Annotated in this window: 13 protein-coding genes; 2 read left to right on the forward strand and 11 right to left on the reverse strand. The window is 48.0% G+C overall.

Annotated elements, in window-relative coordinates; translation table 11 throughout:
- Positions 1–3 precede the first annotated feature (3 nt).
- The gene (gene gcvT, locus KBW69_RS15250) at positions 4–1,122 is read left to right on the forward strand and encodes a glycine cleavage system aminomethyltransferase GcvT (RefSeq protein WP_257281411.1); all 1,119 of its coding nucleotides are present in this window, start codon (positions 4–6) and stop codon (positions 1,120–1,122) included.
- A 43-nt stretch (positions 1,123–1,165) separates the two neighbouring features.
- Here the strand turns inward: gcvT and KBW69_RS15255 are convergent, their stop codons facing one another.
- The 8 genes from KBW69_RS15255 to KBW69_RS15290 form a co-directional block, all read right to left on the reverse strand.
- Positions 1,166–2,206 (reverse strand): DUF2220 domain-containing protein, encoded by a 1,041-nt coding sequence (locus KBW69_RS15255; protein WP_257281412.1) that lies wholly within the window; start codon positions 2,204–2,206, stop codon positions 1,166–1,168.
- A gap of 5 nt (positions 2,207–2,211) precedes the next feature.
- Positions 2,212–7,083 carry a hypothetical protein gene (locus KBW69_RS15260; protein ID WP_257281413.1) on the reverse strand — a complete coding sequence of 1,624 codons (4,872 nt, stop codon included), beginning with the start codon at positions 7,081–7,083 and terminating at the stop codon, positions 2,212–2,214.
- On the reverse strand, positions 7,070–7,885 hold the full coding sequence (locus KBW69_RS15265; protein ID WP_257281414.1) for a hypothetical protein: 816 nt from the start codon (positions 7,883–7,885) through the stop codon (positions 7,070–7,072). Before KBW69_RS15265 ends, KBW69_RS15260 begins: the two co-directional genes overlap by 14 nt.
- On the reverse strand, positions 7,882–9,276 hold the full coding sequence (locus KBW69_RS15270; protein ID WP_257281415.1) for a hypothetical protein: 1,395 nt from the start codon (positions 9,274–9,276) through the stop codon (positions 7,882–7,884). Before KBW69_RS15270 ends, KBW69_RS15265 begins: the two co-directional genes overlap by 4 nt.
- A 138-nt stretch (positions 9,277–9,414) precedes the next feature.
- On the reverse strand, positions 9,415–10,716 hold the full coding sequence (locus KBW69_RS15275; RefSeq protein ID WP_257281416.1) for an anaerobic C4-dicarboxylate transporter: 1,302 nt from the start codon (positions 10,714–10,716) through the stop codon (positions 9,415–9,417).
- A 413-nt stretch (positions 10,717–11,129) separates the two neighbouring features.
- Positions 11,130–11,522 (reverse strand): PIN domain nuclease, encoded by a 393-nt coding sequence (locus tag KBW69_RS15280; RefSeq protein ID WP_257281417.1) that lies wholly within the window; start codon positions 11,520–11,522, stop codon positions 11,130–11,132.
- Positions 11,519–11,713, reverse strand: coding sequence for a type II toxin-antitoxin system VapB family antitoxin (locus tag KBW69_RS15285; protein ID WP_257281418.1), 195 nt, complete (start codon positions 11,711–11,713; stop codon positions 11,519–11,521). Before KBW69_RS15285 ends, KBW69_RS15280 begins: the two co-directional genes overlap by 4 nt.
- 702 nt (positions 11,714–12,415) lie before the next feature.
- Positions 12,416–12,673 (reverse strand): hypothetical protein, encoded by a 258-nt coding sequence (locus KBW69_RS15290; RefSeq protein WP_257281419.1) that lies wholly within the window; start codon positions 12,671–12,673, stop codon positions 12,416–12,418.
- Positions 12,674–12,751: 78 nt separating this feature from the next.
- On the opposite strand from KBW69_RS15290, the gene KBW69_RS15295 reads away from it, so the two are divergent.
- Positions 12,752–13,786: a trypsin-like serine protease gene (locus KBW69_RS15295; RefSeq protein WP_257281420.1), complete on the forward strand. Its 1,035-nt coding sequence runs from the start codon at positions 12,752–12,754 to the stop codon at positions 13,784–13,786.
- 80 nt (positions 13,787–13,866) lie between these two features.
- On the opposite strand, the gene KBW69_RS15300 is transcribed toward KBW69_RS15295, so the two are convergent.
- The 3 genes from KBW69_RS15300 to nqrE form a co-directional block, all read right to left on the reverse strand.
- Complete coding sequence (locus tag KBW69_RS15300) at positions 13,867–14,196, reverse strand: hypothetical protein (RefSeq protein WP_257281421.1); 330 nt, start codon at positions 14,194–14,196, stop codon at positions 13,867–13,869.
- 226 nt (positions 14,197–14,422) lie between these two features.
- Positions 14,423–15,655 (reverse strand): NADH:ubiquinone reductase (Na(+)-transporting) subunit F, encoded by a 1,233-nt coding sequence (nqrF, locus tag KBW69_RS15305; protein WP_257281422.1) that lies wholly within the window; start codon positions 15,653–15,655, stop codon positions 14,423–14,425.
- Between the two features lie 15 nt (positions 15,656–15,670).
- A complete protein-coding gene (gene nqrE, locus KBW69_RS15310; protein ID WP_257281423.1) occupies positions 15,671–16,267 on the reverse strand; it encodes an NADH:ubiquinone reductase (Na(+)-transporting) subunit E in 597 nt (198 codons plus the stop codon).
- Positions 16,268–16,270 lie beyond the last annotated feature (3 nt).

Consider the following 16,270-nt stretch of genomic DNA (forward strand, 5'->3'; position numbering starts at 1 on the left):
GTAATGACTGATCTCAAAAAAACACCACTCCATGGCCTGCACCTGGAGCTGGGCGCAAAAATGGTTCCTTTCGCGGGCTTCGATATGCCGGTCCAGTATCCTCTGGGGGTTAAAGCTGAGCACCTGCATACCCGTGCTCAAGCGGGTTTGTTCGATGTCTCCCACATGGGGCAGGTTCGTCTGACAGGCAACAATCCGGCCAGGGCTCTGGAAGCTCTGGTACCTGTCGACATTATTGATCTGCCTGAGCGCAAGCAACGCTATGCCCTGTTCACCAATGAACAGGGGGGCGTGATGGACGACCTGATGGTCACCAACGAAGGCAATAACAGTCTGTATGTGGTTGTCAACGCTGCCTGCAAGGATCAGGACATTGCTCACATGAGGGCTCATCTGCCTGAGGATGTAAAGCTGGAGGTTCTGGACGACCGTGCTCTGGTCGCTATTCAGGGCCCTGAAGCGAAATCTGTTATGGCCCGCTTTGCACCTGAAACAGAAAAGATGGTTTTCATGGACTCTGTTCATATCACCATTGAAGGCGTTGACGTTTACATCAGCCGCTCGGGTTACACCGGTGAAGATGGTTTTGAAATCTCAATCCCGGAAGCGGATGCAGAAAAATTCTGTCGTATGTTGCTGGATCAGCCAGAAGTGGAGTTCATTGGTCTGGGAGCCCGTGACTCCCTGCGTCTGGAAAGTGGACTTTGCTTGTATGGTCACGATCTGGATACAGAAACCACCCCCATCGAAAGCAGCCTGATCTGGGCCATCAGCAAAAACCGTCGTAAGGATGGTGAGCGTGCTGGCGGCTTTCCCGGTGCGGACAAGATCCTGAGCCAGATTGAAAACAAAGACTTCACCCGCAAACGTGTTGGTTTGATCGGCAGCAGTCGTGCACCGGTTCGTGAAGGGACTGAAGTCGTCAATGCCGAAGGTGAGAAGATCGGCGTGGTGACTTCGGGAACCTTTGGACCCACTGTCGGCGCACCGGTTGCCATGGCTTATGTTGCCACTGAATACGCCGCTCTGGAAACAGAAGTTTTTGCTCAGGTGCGCGGTAAAAAACTGCCTATGACTGTGAGTCGTATGCCGTTTATTGAACAGCGTTACTACCGTGGTTGATAAATTAAAGCCCGGTTTTCCGGGCTTTTTAATGAATAAGGAATCAACCAGATTTAAGGCTATTAGACAAAATCATCAATTGATGGTCCTCAATCCCTCCGAGGCAATATTCCCCGATAACACTGCTTTTCAGACACTCCTGATCCAGCCCTTGCGAATATCGACTGACCCCTGCAGCCTTCTGCCCCTCTTTGCCAGCCGCTTTTACATAGGGATGAGAGAAACCTGCTTCCACTTTTTCCACCATAGGCAGATAAAGACGACTCAAACGACATTGTGGATACTGTTGTTGGATTGTTCGGAAAATTTTCAAGCCTTCATGGTCAAGATCTCCCCAGAAAAACAACTCCGGATGATCCAGCAGGGTCATAAGATCCTGTGATGTACCTGCTCTGGAAATGCCCACTACTGACTTCCTGTTTTCAATCACCTGAAGCCAGCCTAATCCGTATCCAAAAGTACTGATTAGTGCCATTTTGAGGTGCAGTCCCAGCTGGATACAAGCCTCAAAACTCTGGGGATTCTCAATCAACAACACCTGCTCCGGCTGTTCAGGAGTGGCAGTTACCACATAACTGACAGGCTTTCTGAACTGGTCAGGATCAATACCAAACTGCTGAAGGCTTCGCTTGCCCAGAGCATTAAGAAGCTTGGATGAACCCAAAAGATACCGGGCGGAAGCCTCATAAGCCGTCATTTGATAAGCTGCGGGCAAATCTGATTTTAACTGGTGCAAACCATCAGCCAGTTTCTGCATGTCTTCCCGGGTCCAGTAAGACAGTGACTCATGGCAAGCAGCCAATGCCAAGCCATCTGAATAGTTGTGCAGAATCTCTCGCCAACACTGTTGAGTTGCCGATTCCGCTGGATTAACCGGACAGGACAACTTCCCATAACGCACATCTTCATGAGAAGAGGTGATTTTACGCTCCTCTGCCAGAGCCTTCAGTATCTCTTCAATAACCAGAAGACTCTCTATACCCAGAGACTTCTGAATCATTTTTGGCGCAGAGCGAGCATTAGTCGCAGTTCTTTTTTTTATAAACCAGTCAAACACTCGTTCCTTGTCTTCTTCAGAGTACATTCAAATTAGCCCCCTTCATGATCCACATGCAGATGGAACAAACTGGCTTCTCCTTTGCCTCGCCCCAAAGAGGCTGGACTGACCAGAACACCCTCCTTCACTGTGACATGCCCTCCCTGCCCCTGAAGACCACCAATCACATTACCCACCAGATAGGTAGGAAAAATGCCCGGGTCGTTTTCATAGTTAGGATTGTGAATCAGTCCCACCATCTGGAATCGACCGCGGGTATTGCGCAGGGATTCCAGGGAGTCCTCAATCAACTTCTTGTGAGAAAGCTTACTGAAGAGGCCGTCCAGAATAATGACCGACTCACTGGATTTACGCTCTTGCCTGCGGTAATGACTGGGGACAGACTTCAGCTCCCGCTCAATGGCAAACTCAGACAGCTTTACCAGCCACATAAGGGAAACCGCCTCGCGCTGGCCTTCGCTCATATCCTCATTCAGGCTGAAGAGATTGCCATGAGGCCTAATAGCATCGTGTTTCAGACGAATACTGATATTGGTAAAAAGCTGACGATAAATCTGACCGCGCAGATTCTGACTCAACTCTTTTCGCTGCTTTTCCTCACTGCCTACAGGCAAGTTCCTGGCTTTACGGGTGCGAACCTGACGCTGATTATCTTCAATTTCCGCCAGCAGGCTTCTAACCAGATGTCGAATGCCCTCTTCAGTAACAATATCCGCCTGAATCACGAAGTATGCATTATCTCCGGTGGACTGTTTGGCAACTCGTTTCAGAATTTTAAGGTTATCTACCGAGTGCATGATGATGCTGGAAAGCCGCTCGTGGAGCTTATCCTCGTAGCCACTCATGGATTCCTGAAGTTCTTCAAGAATTCGCTGGCTATGATCAATCTGCTCATCCAGGGTACTGATCATGCTGGCAAGTTCTTTCAATGCCGCTTCGTCTGCTTCACTCAGCCCTGTCAGACGAGTTTGCTCAGTAGCGTTAAACAATTGTCGCTCATTGTCCTGAATACGAGCCAATACTTCGCGGAAGCCTTTTTCATCCCTGGAATACTCTTTCTCGTGCCGTTCAAGCTCTCTGCTCAGCTCTTTAATGTTCTCAAGTTCAAGCTGCTCTCCCAGAGCCATGGCTGAGTGGCAGACCTGATCCCTGTCGAAAATGTCATTTTGGCTGGCTTGCTGATACTGTTCAGCCTTTTCAAACAGAGCCATCTTTACCAGTTGATCAAGGTCGGGTTCCGGCAGCTCTGCCAGCATGGCTTCAGTGAAATGAGAAAGCTGTTTTAACCAGCGCTCAGCGGTTTCGTCTATTTGGTGTATCGCTTTCAGTTGCTGAGGCTGTTCATCCTGAATTCTGTTGATTTCAGCACTTTTCTCGTCCTGTTCGTCTCTGATTCGATTGATCTGATTTTTGGCATCGGCAATCTGTTTTTTCAGAGCTTTAGTACCACCTTCATCACGGCGAGCACTCAGATAAGCCCTGATGCGATCAAACTTCAAACTGGCCCGGGCCTGAGCCTGCTCCTGCTGCCCCTCTAATGACGCCTGCACGGCCTCTGCATTGGCCATAAATTCAGGGCCACCATCCTGAAGATATTTTGCCAGCGAACTCAACAGTTCCACTTCTCCCGGCTTGTAGATTGCGTTGGCCTGAGCCTTGAGCTGAAAGATCTGACTCTGGTAACTGGCGACAGTTTCCTCACACCGGGCCAGTTGCTCAGTCAGCTGTTGTCGTTTGATAGTTTGCAGCTCTATATCACCCTGCAACTCAGCCAGCCGCTCTTTACCTCCGCCATTGAGGAACTGCTCTGCCTGATCCAGCTTCCGACGGTTTTCCCCATTAAGCAGGCTTTCCAACTGGCTTAGCTGTTTTCCAAGATCATCGAGTTTCGATTCCAGATGATTTAAAGAAACTCCCAGCTCATCAATACAACCACTGCCGCCCAGTTTGAGAAAACGTTCAGCAGAGTGAATGAGCTTACAGTTCTCCGGAGCCAACTGCTTCAGCAATTGCTGCTGTCGGGACTGGTTCTGCTCAAGAGCTGCCAGCTGTTCCGGAAGCTCTCTGTCAGCCTGCTGATCAATGGCCTCAGCCGCTGATTTTGCCAGCCGGACGCTGTCAGAGTCATGGTGATAGAGCTCAAGCTCCCGCTTGACTCTGCCGAGTTGAGCCTGCAATTGTGCCAGTTTATCCTGCAACTGCTGTCTCAGTTCCTCAATAAACTTTGGATTCAACAGAGCACGAACGGCAAGGCTTTCATAACCAATGACAGCACCTAACAGTGGCTGGTTATGGGTCACAGCCATTTGTAATGACTCACGGGTGAAAACCGGTACCGGCTGACGGTTCTGCACAAACAGTTCTGCCGCCTGCATCGCTTGTTCCAAAGAATCCAGAACAGGCGCAAACAGCAGGTTGTGGGCTTGTGCCAGCCATTGAGACCTACGGGGATCGTCGTCTGCAATCAGTTCTGCAATGACTTTGTGGAGTGGCCAATGCTTAATGTTCTGTTCACTCAGGAGCTGTGAGCACTGGACTTCGACAGCGCCGGGGCTAATCGGATCCGTTTTTAAATCATCCAGCTGTCGTTTAATATCGCCGATACGAGAATGCAGGTCACCCTGTTCTGTCAATAAGCGAGGATAAGCTTCTACGGCTTTAACCAACCACTCAGAGGGAACAACACCGGGAAAAAGATGATTGAACTCCTTGTGGTCTGAAACCAGTATTTGCAATTCGCCCACTCGTCTTTCCTGCTGCTCAACCTGTTGATCCAGCCCGTTTTTTTCCTGCCAGAGTTGACCTTCCAGACCTTCAGGCTGCAGGTCAGGATAGACTTCCTGAAATGCATGGTATTGTGGCAGCAGAGAGTTTAACGCCTGCAACTGATTTTTGACTTCTGTCTGCTGCTGGCGGTATTGGCTTTGATTCTCCCTGTGCTGACGCTGCTGCTGCTCAAGCCTGCTGACCAGTCCTGAAATATCCTCATCCGGAAAACATTTCTGTGCGTAATCAAAGCTGCTGCCCAGTCTGCCCATCTGCTGATAATCCGACTCCAGTCCTGGCAGTTTCTGCCCAATGATCTGCAACTGATTATTAAGCTCCCTCTCCTCCCCCTGATATCTGTCACAGAGGCCCTGTAAATCTTGCAACTGGTGATTCAGCTCTTCCAGCTGCAAATCCTTCTCTTCGATCAGCTCAGCCGGAATGGCCTCTTGACCAGGCTCTTTACAATAGTCACGTTGAAACTTCGCCCAACTGTCGGCTAAGCCTTTAAATCTCCCCTGGTTTTCCAGAAACGTTCTGTAGCTGTCCTTAACCGCTTTCAGACGGGTTTGAACGCTTGCCTCTGTTTCATCCGGCGTCTCCAGCTCCTCTTCAGTGAACAGTCCCTCCTGCAGGGCATCGGTAAAGACGGTTTCATTGTCTGTAAACTCTTTGTCCCGATTCACCAGAACGTCGTGATTCTTTTCCAGCTTCCACTGCTTTTCTTTTAGCTCCTGACACTCGGTTTTCAGGGTTTTCAGATATTCCTGATCGGCCAGATAGCTCTCCCGAAACGGGTTGGTATCCAGATCAAGGAACCGGTCTACCGCCTCTTCCAGGGTCTCCAGGCTGTTGATACGGTCTGCATCATCCCTGAACAGCTGCTGACTGTCTTTGAGATACCGGATTACTTTTTCAACGGGGTAAAGTCGCATGGATTTTCCCGCTACCCAACTGGCTTTCGGGCTGTAAACGACGGCTGTCCGGTCATGACGATAACCTGATAACTGTCTGCTCTCCAGATACTCCTCAACCTTACGGGCACCACTGCTGGTGATTTTTGCGAGGGCTGAAAGAGGTACCAGAGGCTCAACCTCACCGGGTCGAATGGCCATTTCAGCGGCCAGCAGTGAGACTGTATCCTGCTCATCCTGACTAACGGGTATTCCAGGCAGCCCATTGCCGGTTATGGTCGCCAGACAGCTGGCCTGTATTTCCAGCTGTTTACGAGCACTGTCGCGCAGGGAGCGAGTTTCGGCCAGCCTGCCCCCGGATCGATCAAGCTCTGCCAGCCGACCTGCCTTATCACGGTTTCTTTGCAGGTCAAGGGACTTCTCATTAATCTTGTAACGCAACTCTGATACACTACGACCGGAATTGATCACCAGATCTTCAATGAACTCTTCTGACTCGTCCGTTTCGCCCTGGCTGGCGCCCGCCAGAATCTGTGGTGCCAGCACTTCATAAAAAAAGGCCTGATCCGCTTTTTCACCGGGGCGGGGTTTTATGGCATTAAATATCTGGCTTTTATCGGCTCCCCCTTCTTTCTGAAACGACGCCAGCTGCTCCAGCTCCTTGCGGCTGATATGCAGACTGATGGCATCCAGCCAGGACTCCCGGTCTTTGGGTCGTTCCGGCTTTAATTGTCGAAGGGTCTGCTGGAAGTGCTCATTACTGAACAGTTGCAGCTTGTTGTCTGCAGTGATACTACTGACAGGGAGTTGCTCAAGTCGGCCCTGGAAAAAATAGAAACCTGAATCAGTATCGCTGTGTCCGTACATACCGAAAACCCACTGCTCAGTACCGCCCACGCTATCGCCTGCTGCTGCCAGTATGTCGGGCTGTCCAACATGACTGGACGAATAACTGAACTCAACGCGAACATGCGTCCATGGACGCCCATCCCTGGAAGGTGACATCTTGCGACGGGTCTTGCGCATCAGGCTTCGATCTCGCGACAACATACCTATCAGAGCATCGGACAAGGTCGTCTTACCAAAGCCGTTTTCCATATTCATGGCTGTGGACTGACCACGTAAGTTCAACATCAAATGACGCATTTTAGCGTCCCACGGACTACTGATATCTCCGTGTTTGTTCAGTAGGCTGGCGATTTCAATACGATTAATGACGGACATCGACAGGCTCCTGCACGATCTGTTTTTCCTCTTCCAAATGACGCTCTACAGGCAGGATAATCCGCTGTGCTATGTCTTCAGGAATCAGGTGCCTCAGGTGATTCAGGCCACTCTGTTCCACTTCCAGGGCACCCAACAGCGTTTGTTGAAATATATTCTTGCCCTTTTCGCTCAATAGACTGGCATCCAACAGACTTTCAACAAAGTTCCGAACCCGACGGGGAATATCTTCACCTTTTTCTGTCAGAAGAATGGCAATCTGCCGGGGCAGCTCCTGATCCTGCTGTCCTCCACGACGCAGTGTTTCCAGATGCGTTTTCAGGGCATCAATCAGCTCATCCTGACTGAAAACCGCATCCTGATAGAGACTGACATCAGACAGGGCCCGGTTATTACGGGTATAGAGCAGTCCCAGCATCAGCATCCATATATGGATAAACCAGACTGCTGTCGTTTCCTGGGAATCATTTCTGATTCTCAGTTTCTGAAGCAACTGCTGCTGACTGAACATGACTGGCAGCTCTGCCTGGGGGTGTCGAAGCAGCAAATAAATCTGCCCGCCCGGCGGAATCCCCGGATAGTCAGCGCTGTCATAGATGGCCAGTTGCAGTCCCTGACCACTCAGAAACGAGCGAAGCTGCTGCATCTGCTCTTCATCAGCATCCTTCAACAGGGAACAGGCATCTCTCTCAGAAATCAATCCGCTCTGAGAGGAGCGACGCCGACGCTCCTGGGGCTGACTTTCAGCGATCCTGTGGCGAAGCAGAAAAGCATAGACTTCGCCCATTTCCGTCATATTCATGAATGTACTTTCCCGGAACGATTGGAATCTTGTGTCATAAGAACAGGATTATCACCATGTAAGCGACGACCATCCTGTAACTGAATATTGAGACCATTGTGATCAATCGCTACGGTCAGGCCGGACTGCAGCTGCTCGGTATCTACGAACATATTGATCAACTGAGGCAAAAAGTCTTCCTTCTGTCCGCGTTCTTCGTGAGTGTGCCAGCCATTACAGATGGCTTCACCCAGCGATAACGGGCCTTCCAGCAGCCGCTCTCGAATGGGCTGAGCAAAGAGATTAAGAAATCGTTGCAACATGAGAGATTCAGTACTTTCGTCTATAGAATCTTCATACACCAGGCTTCTGGCACTGTTATCCGCTCGCTGGTTGTCCAATACGCCCCGAAAGTCACCAGGCGCAGGCAAGTTCACAGCCACACCAAAAGGAGCCGTCTGGTTAAAGACAGAGGTCAGCAAATCCATAGCAGGAGGATTCCAGACCAGGTTCAGCGCAGCCTTCTGAAAATCAATAACACCCATGCTCTGGATTCGACCTTCAGCAATATCTCTAAGCAGATCGGTCAGACGTCGATTGAGATTCTCCAAGGCATTGAGAATTCGGCTGAATGACTGGTTGATCATGGACAGATCCCATTCCAGCTCTTGCTGTGCTGCCCACTGGTAGAAGCGATCCTGAATTTCCGGACGAAGAAACTGATTCTGGCAATCCATCACCGTCGCTTGAATATTTCGTGCCGCTGTTCCGTAGTGCTTGCGATTGCTGCGAAAGGACTCGAGTTTGCCTTCCAGGGCTGGGTTTTCCCGGATACGTCGAATCTCCTGTGTCAGTCCGCGTATGGCGAGCAGAATAGAATCACAGATATCAGGTATCCGGTCAAAGTCACTGCGGGCAATTGCAGAAACAATTTTGGCTGCATCGTGCTCACTGTAGAGAATGTCATCAACCTGCCTTGATAAGGTGACACTCTGCCTGCCCGCCTGAGAAAGCCGGATATGGCCAATTTGGGACTGTTTGTCCAGCAGTGCAGTTCCTTTGGTGCTGGCTATTACAGCGCCTTCCTGATCACTGCGCTTGCGGAAATAAAGTTCGCTGGGGGTACTGAGGACATTGGCGACATAAGCCAGATCCTCTGCCCTCAGCTCAGGAATCTGCGGCTGTAAATAGTTCAGGCAGCGAACCTGAGGGATGTATTGGCCGTTTGTGCGGTAGTCTTCCTCAAGCAGGAACTCCAATAGCAGGCAGGCAATATCCAGCCAATACCCATCTCCGAGTCCAGGGCGAGTCTCTGCCGAGACATTGATATTTTCTGAATGCCTTTCGTGATTACTGTCGTGTAAATCCACAAGGCGCACGGTGGATGACAGTAGGTGAATCCATGGAGTCATGCATTCTCCAACTTAACTAAAAGCCGTTAATTATAACTGGAAATAATAACGCAGATACAGATTGTCCGATTGAGGAAAACAGGTTTAGAGCAAATACAGAATGGCCTGCCTGAGCAGGCAGGCCGGAATGATCAAAAGTTAAACAATCATTGGAGCAAAAGCAAAGCCAAAGGCAACACAAAGTGCAATACAGAGAGTACCCGGCATAAAGAATGGATGGTTAAAGACCAGCTTACCGATACGGGTAGACCCGGTTTCATCCATTTCTACGGCCGCCAGCAGTGTTGGGTAAGTTGGCAGAACGAACAGAGCGGATACTGCTGCGAAAGAAGCAATAGCGGTGACGGGATCAACCAGAGCCAAAGCCGCAGGCATCAGGGCTCGAGTGGTAGCAGCCTGAGAGTAGAGCAGCATGGAGGCGAAGAAGAGAGTAACCGCCAGCAGCCATGGGTAGCTGTTCAGAACATTACCCGCCAGAGCCTGGATAGAATCAATGTGCGCCCCCACAAAAGTATTACCCAACCAAGCAACACCCAATACGCAGACACAGGCACTCATACCGGACTTGAAGGTCTGGGCGTTGAGAATTTGGCCAGAATCAATATTGCAGAAGATAGTAATCAGACCCGCCGCAATCATCATAAACACCATGATGGCAGAGTCGCGGGGCAGAACAGGATTTGCAATCAGACTTACATTACCGCTGATGGCAGTAGCGTAAAGCACCACAGCCAAAATACTCAGAGCAAAAATGGCGACCGAGAGGCCCGCCCCCTTCCTGCCACCCTGACGTTCTCTAGTCTCACGCAGGGTAATCAGACCGGCTTTTAATCTGTCCTGATAAATAGAATCCTTGTCCAGATCCACTCCCATGAAGTTACAGATAACAGCGGTCAGCATAACGGCAGCATAAGTAGTAGGAATGCAGATAGCCAGCAGCTCCAAATAACCGATGCCGTAGGGCTCTAGAAAGCCACTAAAAACAACGACCGCCGCAGAAACAGGTGACGCAGTTATGGCAATCTGGGAAGCAATCACAGCGATACTCAGTGGGCGAGATGGGCGAACACCGTTTTCCTTAGCCACTTCTGCAATCACTGGCAGAGTAGAATAAGAAGTATGACCCGTGCCTGCCAACAGAGTCATAACATAAGTCACAGTCGGTGCAAGGAAGGTAATATACTTTGGCTTACTGCGAAGAATTTTCTCCGCCAGTTCAACCAGATAATCCAGACCGCCAGCCACCTGCATGGCAGCCACTGCTCCGATCACAGACATAATAATCAAAATTACATCTATGGGTATTGCCCCGGGTTGGAGCCCAAGGCCCAGTGTCAGTAACAGCACCCCCATACCACCGGCAAAACCAATACCGATACTACCCAGTCGTGCACCAAGAAAAATGGCTCCAAGTACAACCGCTAACTGAACCCAAAGCATGAAGAGTTTCCCCTATGTACTAATACTGCTTCCGGCAGGCAATGACAGTGTCACCACCTGACATGAAAAACCTTAACATTAATATGTTAACCTTTTAACACCAGAAAAATAATTAGTTATCATGGCAACTTTTTACGGTTTACCGAAACACCTTCCCGCATTACCTGTTGGATGGAAGCTTTGCAGACTTTTATCCATCCTGTAGTGATTCTCAATAATCCTGATATAAAAGGAGATGGGTGGTAAACCCAATAACTGCTATTTTTACGGCATTATTGAAGAAAATACTAAAAACGCAAATAACTGACTTGTCGGCTATTCAGAGCAGAATGGTTTTGACTTTTAGCAAGTTGAGCGCATCCCTCCACCCATCGCTGCCATTAGCGGCGTAACTGAACCAGAAATTATGTTTCTTAGTAGGCTGATTTCAGGCCTAGAAACTCAGAAAAAGGTTTAAAATCTCTATCAAAGTACAGCAGCCCCATTTTTCGCTCGATGCAAAATGAAGCAATAATCACATCGTTGGTTTTTCGAATCGTTATTCCTTTTTTACGCAATGTACGGTAGTTATTTGCGCATTTAAAAATCATGTCTGACCCAAACATGGAATATTGATCGAGTAGTGATAATTTAGTTTTTACTTTTTTAAACTGCTTTTCGTCTTTAACGCCTTGGAGGATCTCTAAAAAAATCAGATCGCCCATTGCGAGCGTTCCCTCAACGAGACAATCATCCAAGAGGTCTGTTTGAGGGGTGATCTGCCCGTTAAGGTAGTCAATCCAAACGCTGGTGTCTGCTAAGATCACTCATTATTCCTCATTTCATCTAAATCACCTTCCCAAGTGATCTTACCTCGTAAACTTCTTATCGATTGCTGCTCGCTGCGTTTCACCAACAGCTTAAGCCCCTGTTCCACGACCTCTTTTTTGGTATCTAAACCTGTAGCCTTTAAAGCTTGCGCCATTAGATCATCGTCAATTACTATATTTGTACGCACATTGCACCTGTGTGTATAATTTCTTAATGTATACACATTATAGATAGGGTACAAAAACATAACAAATAGTTCAGAGTTCTGAGTCTCTGCCCCATCTCAACTATATGCCTCTGTGCAATATTTCGATGTCTGCTATGTTCATCACATCTACAACAAACGATAAGGTAATGCTGGAAAACCAGCGTAAAAACCGCATCAGGTTTGACAAAATCGAAGACACACTGACCATCATTGTCAGACAACTGAAGAAATAACCACGCCACTTGATGAATAAGGAGAGAATGCACGCAATCTACCCTTATTCGTTGTGTTGCTCAGTGAGCCTACCGGAAATTTTTACCAAGTTCTATTCGTCCCGGTTTTCAGTACAACTAGATGAAGGGCTTTCACAATTTATATGACTCTCTTCACATAAAAATGGCTTTAGCATTACTCCAAAGACTCCTCTAAAGCTATGTGGAAAACATGATAATTTTAACTCCGGCACAGTAGATAATACAGTGATTAAAGAAGTAATTTTCTCTTTATACCCACTTTTTATGGCATCTGAAAACTCTCCAGAATAAACATAAAATGAACACAAAAAAAAAACGCATTTTAAAAAACCTAAGGAATTGTAAGCGAATGCAATGTAGCACCAAAATCAGGAGACCCCGAATTAATGAGCAAAAAATCCCCCTTCTGAATTCATGGGCGTTAGCATCAGAACCATGCAAAATTGGGAGCAAGGGCGTAGAACTCCAAAGGAGCCTGCCAAAGCGTTACTCCAGATAGCAGAGCAATGCCCAGAAGTTTTCCAGGCATTGCATCAATCAACCAGTGCAGCTTAGCCTTGATATCCGGACATCCCCCTCGCTCCCACGCTCTGAAGTCGTCATTCCCGCGAAGGCCGGAATCCAGCGCCATCAGTGGGTCACGGCCTTTCGGGGATGACAAGGCCAGGGGGGAGCCCTCGCCCATAAACCGATGTTTTATGGCTCTCGCCCATACTGTGTTCTAGCCTTATGACTTCGATTGTCATCATTCGAAGGTACATACATGAGTTGGCTGAAATATGTGTTCCTATTTTCTATCCCATGTTTCTCAATGCAATTGTTCGCAAGAGATAGGGTGGAAAGGTACACTGATCCGGCAGAAGTAGTTCCTGCGGGGCAACTTCCCTGGATTGTACAGTTAAATCATTATTATGATCCTTGTTGTGCAGTAAGGTGTACGGCATTTTTGATCACTCAAAGACATGTTTTAACGGCGGCTCACTGTTTCCTTTCTGAAAAAAAAGCATTGGCTTCATATGTAGATTTCAACAACCTGGATAGCAAAAAAAGAATTAAAGTAAAAAGATTCATTCTTCATCCGAATGCTGAAATTACAACAACAGATATCGCAATTATGGAGCTTTCAGAAGATGTCATTCTCGACAACCCTCCCCTTCTTGATTTTTCAATATATACTTGTTCAGAATTAGCCAGTTCTATAAGAAACCCTTTTGCAGCAGGTTACCAGAGCACTTCAGTACTTAAGAAAGTGAAATTATCATGGCTAACACAGCTTATGTGCCAATATACGGATCTTAGATATATCTTGAACTATCCGGGGGAAGGGAAAGGTGGAGATTCAGGCTCACCTCTGTTTTATGAGGTTAACCGTACTGAATATCTAATTGGTGTACATTCAGCTGTGGCTAATCACGATGGAAGCATCATAGGCTATACGCCAATATTCATTAATGCTGATTTTATAACTAAAAATATTTACCTTAATTCATCAGCTAATCAAACATACTTTTATGATGCATTGACATCGAATGATTTTGAATGGACTGATTTAGTTACTTCAACTGCTTCAGATAGTTCAACTACTTCAGATACTCCAGCTACTTCAGCTACTTCAGCTACTTCAGCTACTTCAGCTACTTCAGCTACTTCAGCTACTTCAGCTACTTCACATACTTCAGGCACTTCAGATACTCCAACTGCTTCAACTGTTTCAGATACTTCAGCTTCATCTGTTACAGCCACTTCAGCTAGTCAAATTTACACATTAGTTATACCAACAGCTATTATTTTTTTATAAATGCTGATCCAGCCAACTGAAGCTTTTAATCAGTGATTGCCAGTAGACAACCCACTGATTATTTTTGCTAAGTGAGGTGGTTATCTCTTGAGGTGGTTCACGATGATGGAGAGAGTGTCTTCAATTTTGTCAAAACGCTTTTCCTGCTCATCGAAGCGTTTATCAATTTTATCAAAGCGCTTATCGTGTTCGTCAAAACGCCTATCGTGTTCGTCAAAACGCCTATCGTGTTCGTCAAAACGCCTATCGTATTCATCAAAGCGCTTATCGTGCTCGTCAAAGCGTTTATCAAACTTAGCGTCGAGCTTTTTAATATTGCTGTTTGCTTCACCTAATGAGCTGACCACGTCAGTCAAGGTGTCTCGAATGTGATCCAACTCCGTCGATTGGTATTTGGGCTTTAAACTCACTGGGCTTACTCTCTTTCAATGGTAAAAAAATAGCATAGCAGAGATCAAAATATAGAGGGCAACATAAAAATAGCTATAAGCAAAAAGTTTCTGAAGTTGATCGTCGGATATTGGTTTAATGATTAATCCAACAAAAAAAACCGGTGAACTCTGAGAGTATCCCCGGTTTCTTTGTATCGAGAGCCACTGAGCACTCTCAAGCCAACCTCTATGTCAGACCATTGAATTAACCACCGAAGTCGTCCAGCATGATATTTTCGGGTTCAACCCCCTGATCTTCAAGCATTTTAATCACCGCAGCGTTCATCATGGGAGGTCCACACATATAGAACTCACAGTCTTCAGGAGCAGCGTGTTCCTTCAGGTAGTTGTCGAACAACACCTGGTGAATGAAGCCGGTGTAACCTTCCCAGTTATCTTCTGGCTGAGGATCAGAGAGCGCCAGATGCCAGGTAAAGTTAGGGTTATCTTCTGCCAGCTTGTCGAACTCGTCTACGTAGAATGCTTCACGCAGTGAGCGGGCACCGTACCAGAAAGAGATCTTGCGGGTAGAAGACAGACGCTTCAACTGGTCGAAGATATGGGAGCGCATTGGCGCCATACCAGCACCACCACCGACAAAGACCATTTCGTTGTCGGTGTCTTTTGCGAAGAATTCACCGAAGGGTCCATAAACGGTCATCTTGTCACCCGGCTTCAGGTTGAAGACGAAAGAAGACATCTTGCCCGGCTCAAAGTCCGTCCCGGGAGGCGGTGAAGCGATACGGATATTGAACTTCAGAATACCTTTCTCTTCAGGGTAGTTAGCCATAGAGTAGGCTCGAATAGTCTCTTCATCGACCTTGGAAACGTATTTCCACTGGTCAAACTTGTCCCAGTCGCCCCGGTACTCATCCTGAATGTCGAAGTTCTTGTACTCAACCGTGTGCGCAGGCGCTTCCAGCTGCACATAACCGCCGGCACGGAAGTTAACGTCTTCACCTTCCGGCAGTTTCAGAACCAGCTCTTTAATGAAAGTGGCAACGTTCTCGTTGGAAACAACTTCACATTCCCATTTCTTAACACCGAAGAGTTCTTCTTCAACTTCGATTTCCATATCCTGCTTAACGTTCACCTGACAGGACAGACGCCAGCCTTCCTTCTCTTCACGTTTGGTGAAGTGGGAACGTTCGGTAGGCAGCATCTCGCCACCACCGTCGAGTACTTTACACTTGCACTGTGCACAGGTACCGCCACCACCACAGGCAGATGGCAGGAAGACACCCGCACCTGACAAAGTCGTCAAGAGCTTGCCACCGGCCACTGTAGTGACCGCTTTCTCAGGGTCTTCATTAATGTTGATGGTCACATCACCGGTGCTAACCAGTCGCGAGCGTGCAGCAAGGATGATCGCTACGAGCGTCAGCACTATGACGGAAAACATGACTACGCCATAAACTATGACTTCGGTATTTTCCATATTTACACGACCTCCTTAAAGCTGTACGCCAGAGAATGACAGAAAGCCCAGTGACATCAGACCCACAGTAATGAAGGTGATACCCAGGCCGCGCAGGCCCGGAGGTACATCACTGTACTTCAGCTTTTCACGGATGCCAGCCAGGGCAGCAATTGCCAGAGCCCAGCCAACACCCGCACCTAATCCATATACCGCAGACTCGCCCAGATTGTAGTCACGCTCAACCATGAACAGTGACGCACCCATGATGGCGCAGTTCACGGTAATCAGCGGCAGGAATACACCCAGTGCGTTGTAGAGTGACGGTACAAACTTATCCAGAAACATCTCCAGAATCTGAACCAGAGCCGCGATAACACCGATGTAGGTGATCAGCCCCAGGAAGCTCAGATCGACACCGGGGGTCAGCGCGCCATCTTTCAGAATGTTCTGATAAATCAGGTTGTTAATGGGGACAGTAATGGTCAGTACGGCCACTACGGCGACACCCAGACCCAGAGCTGTTTTAACCTGCTTGGACACCGCCAGGAAGGTACACATACCCAGGAAGAAAGCCAATGCCATGTTTTCCACGAACACTGCTTTCACAAAAAGTGAGATGAAATGTTCCATGGC

Origin of the sequence: Endozoicomonas sp. ISHI1, from assembly GCF_024606225.1 — a bacterium.
Taxonomy (GTDB): Bacteria; Pseudomonadota; Gammaproteobacteria; order Pseudomonadales; family Endozoicomonadaceae; genus Endozoicomonas_A.

Coding starts and splice junctions, on each gene's coding strand:
- KBW69_RS15275 (WP_257281416.1), bottom strand. CDS start 10,716: ATGCTTTGGGTTCAGTTAGCGGTTGTACTTGGAGCCATTTTTCTTGGT.
- KBW69_RS15295 (WP_257281420.1), top strand. CDS start 12,752: ATGAGTTGGCTGAAATATGTGTTCCTATTTTCTATCCCATGTTTCTCA.
- nqrF (WP_257281422.1), bottom strand. CDS start 15,655: ATGGAAAATACCGAAGTCATAGTTTATGGCGTAGTCATGTTTTCCGTC.
- KBW69_RS15260 (WP_257281413.1), bottom strand. CDS start 7,083: ATGTCCGTCATTAATCGTATTGAAATCGCCAGCCTACTGAACAAACAC.
- gcvT (WP_257281411.1), top strand. CDS start 4: ATGACTGATCTCAAAAAAACACCACTCCATGGCCTGCACCTGGAGCTG.
- KBW69_RS15290 (WP_257281419.1), bottom strand. CDS start 12,673: ATGGGCGAGGGCTCCCCCCTGGCCTTGTCATCCCCGAAAGGCCGTGAC.
- KBW69_RS15265 (WP_257281414.1), bottom strand. CDS start 7,885: ATGAATATGACGGAAATGGGCGAAGTCTATGCTTTTCTGCTTCGCCAC.
- KBW69_RS15255 (WP_257281412.1), bottom strand. CDS start 2,206: ATGTACTCTGAAGAAGACAAGGAACGAGTGTTTGACTGGTTTATAAAA.
- nqrE (WP_257281423.1), bottom strand. CDS start 16,267: ATGGAACATTTCATCTCACTTTTTGTGAAAGCAGTGTTCGTGGAAAAC.
- KBW69_RS15270 (WP_257281415.1), bottom strand. CDS start 9,276: ATGACTCCATGGATTCACCTACTGTCATCCACCGTGCGCCTTGTGGAT.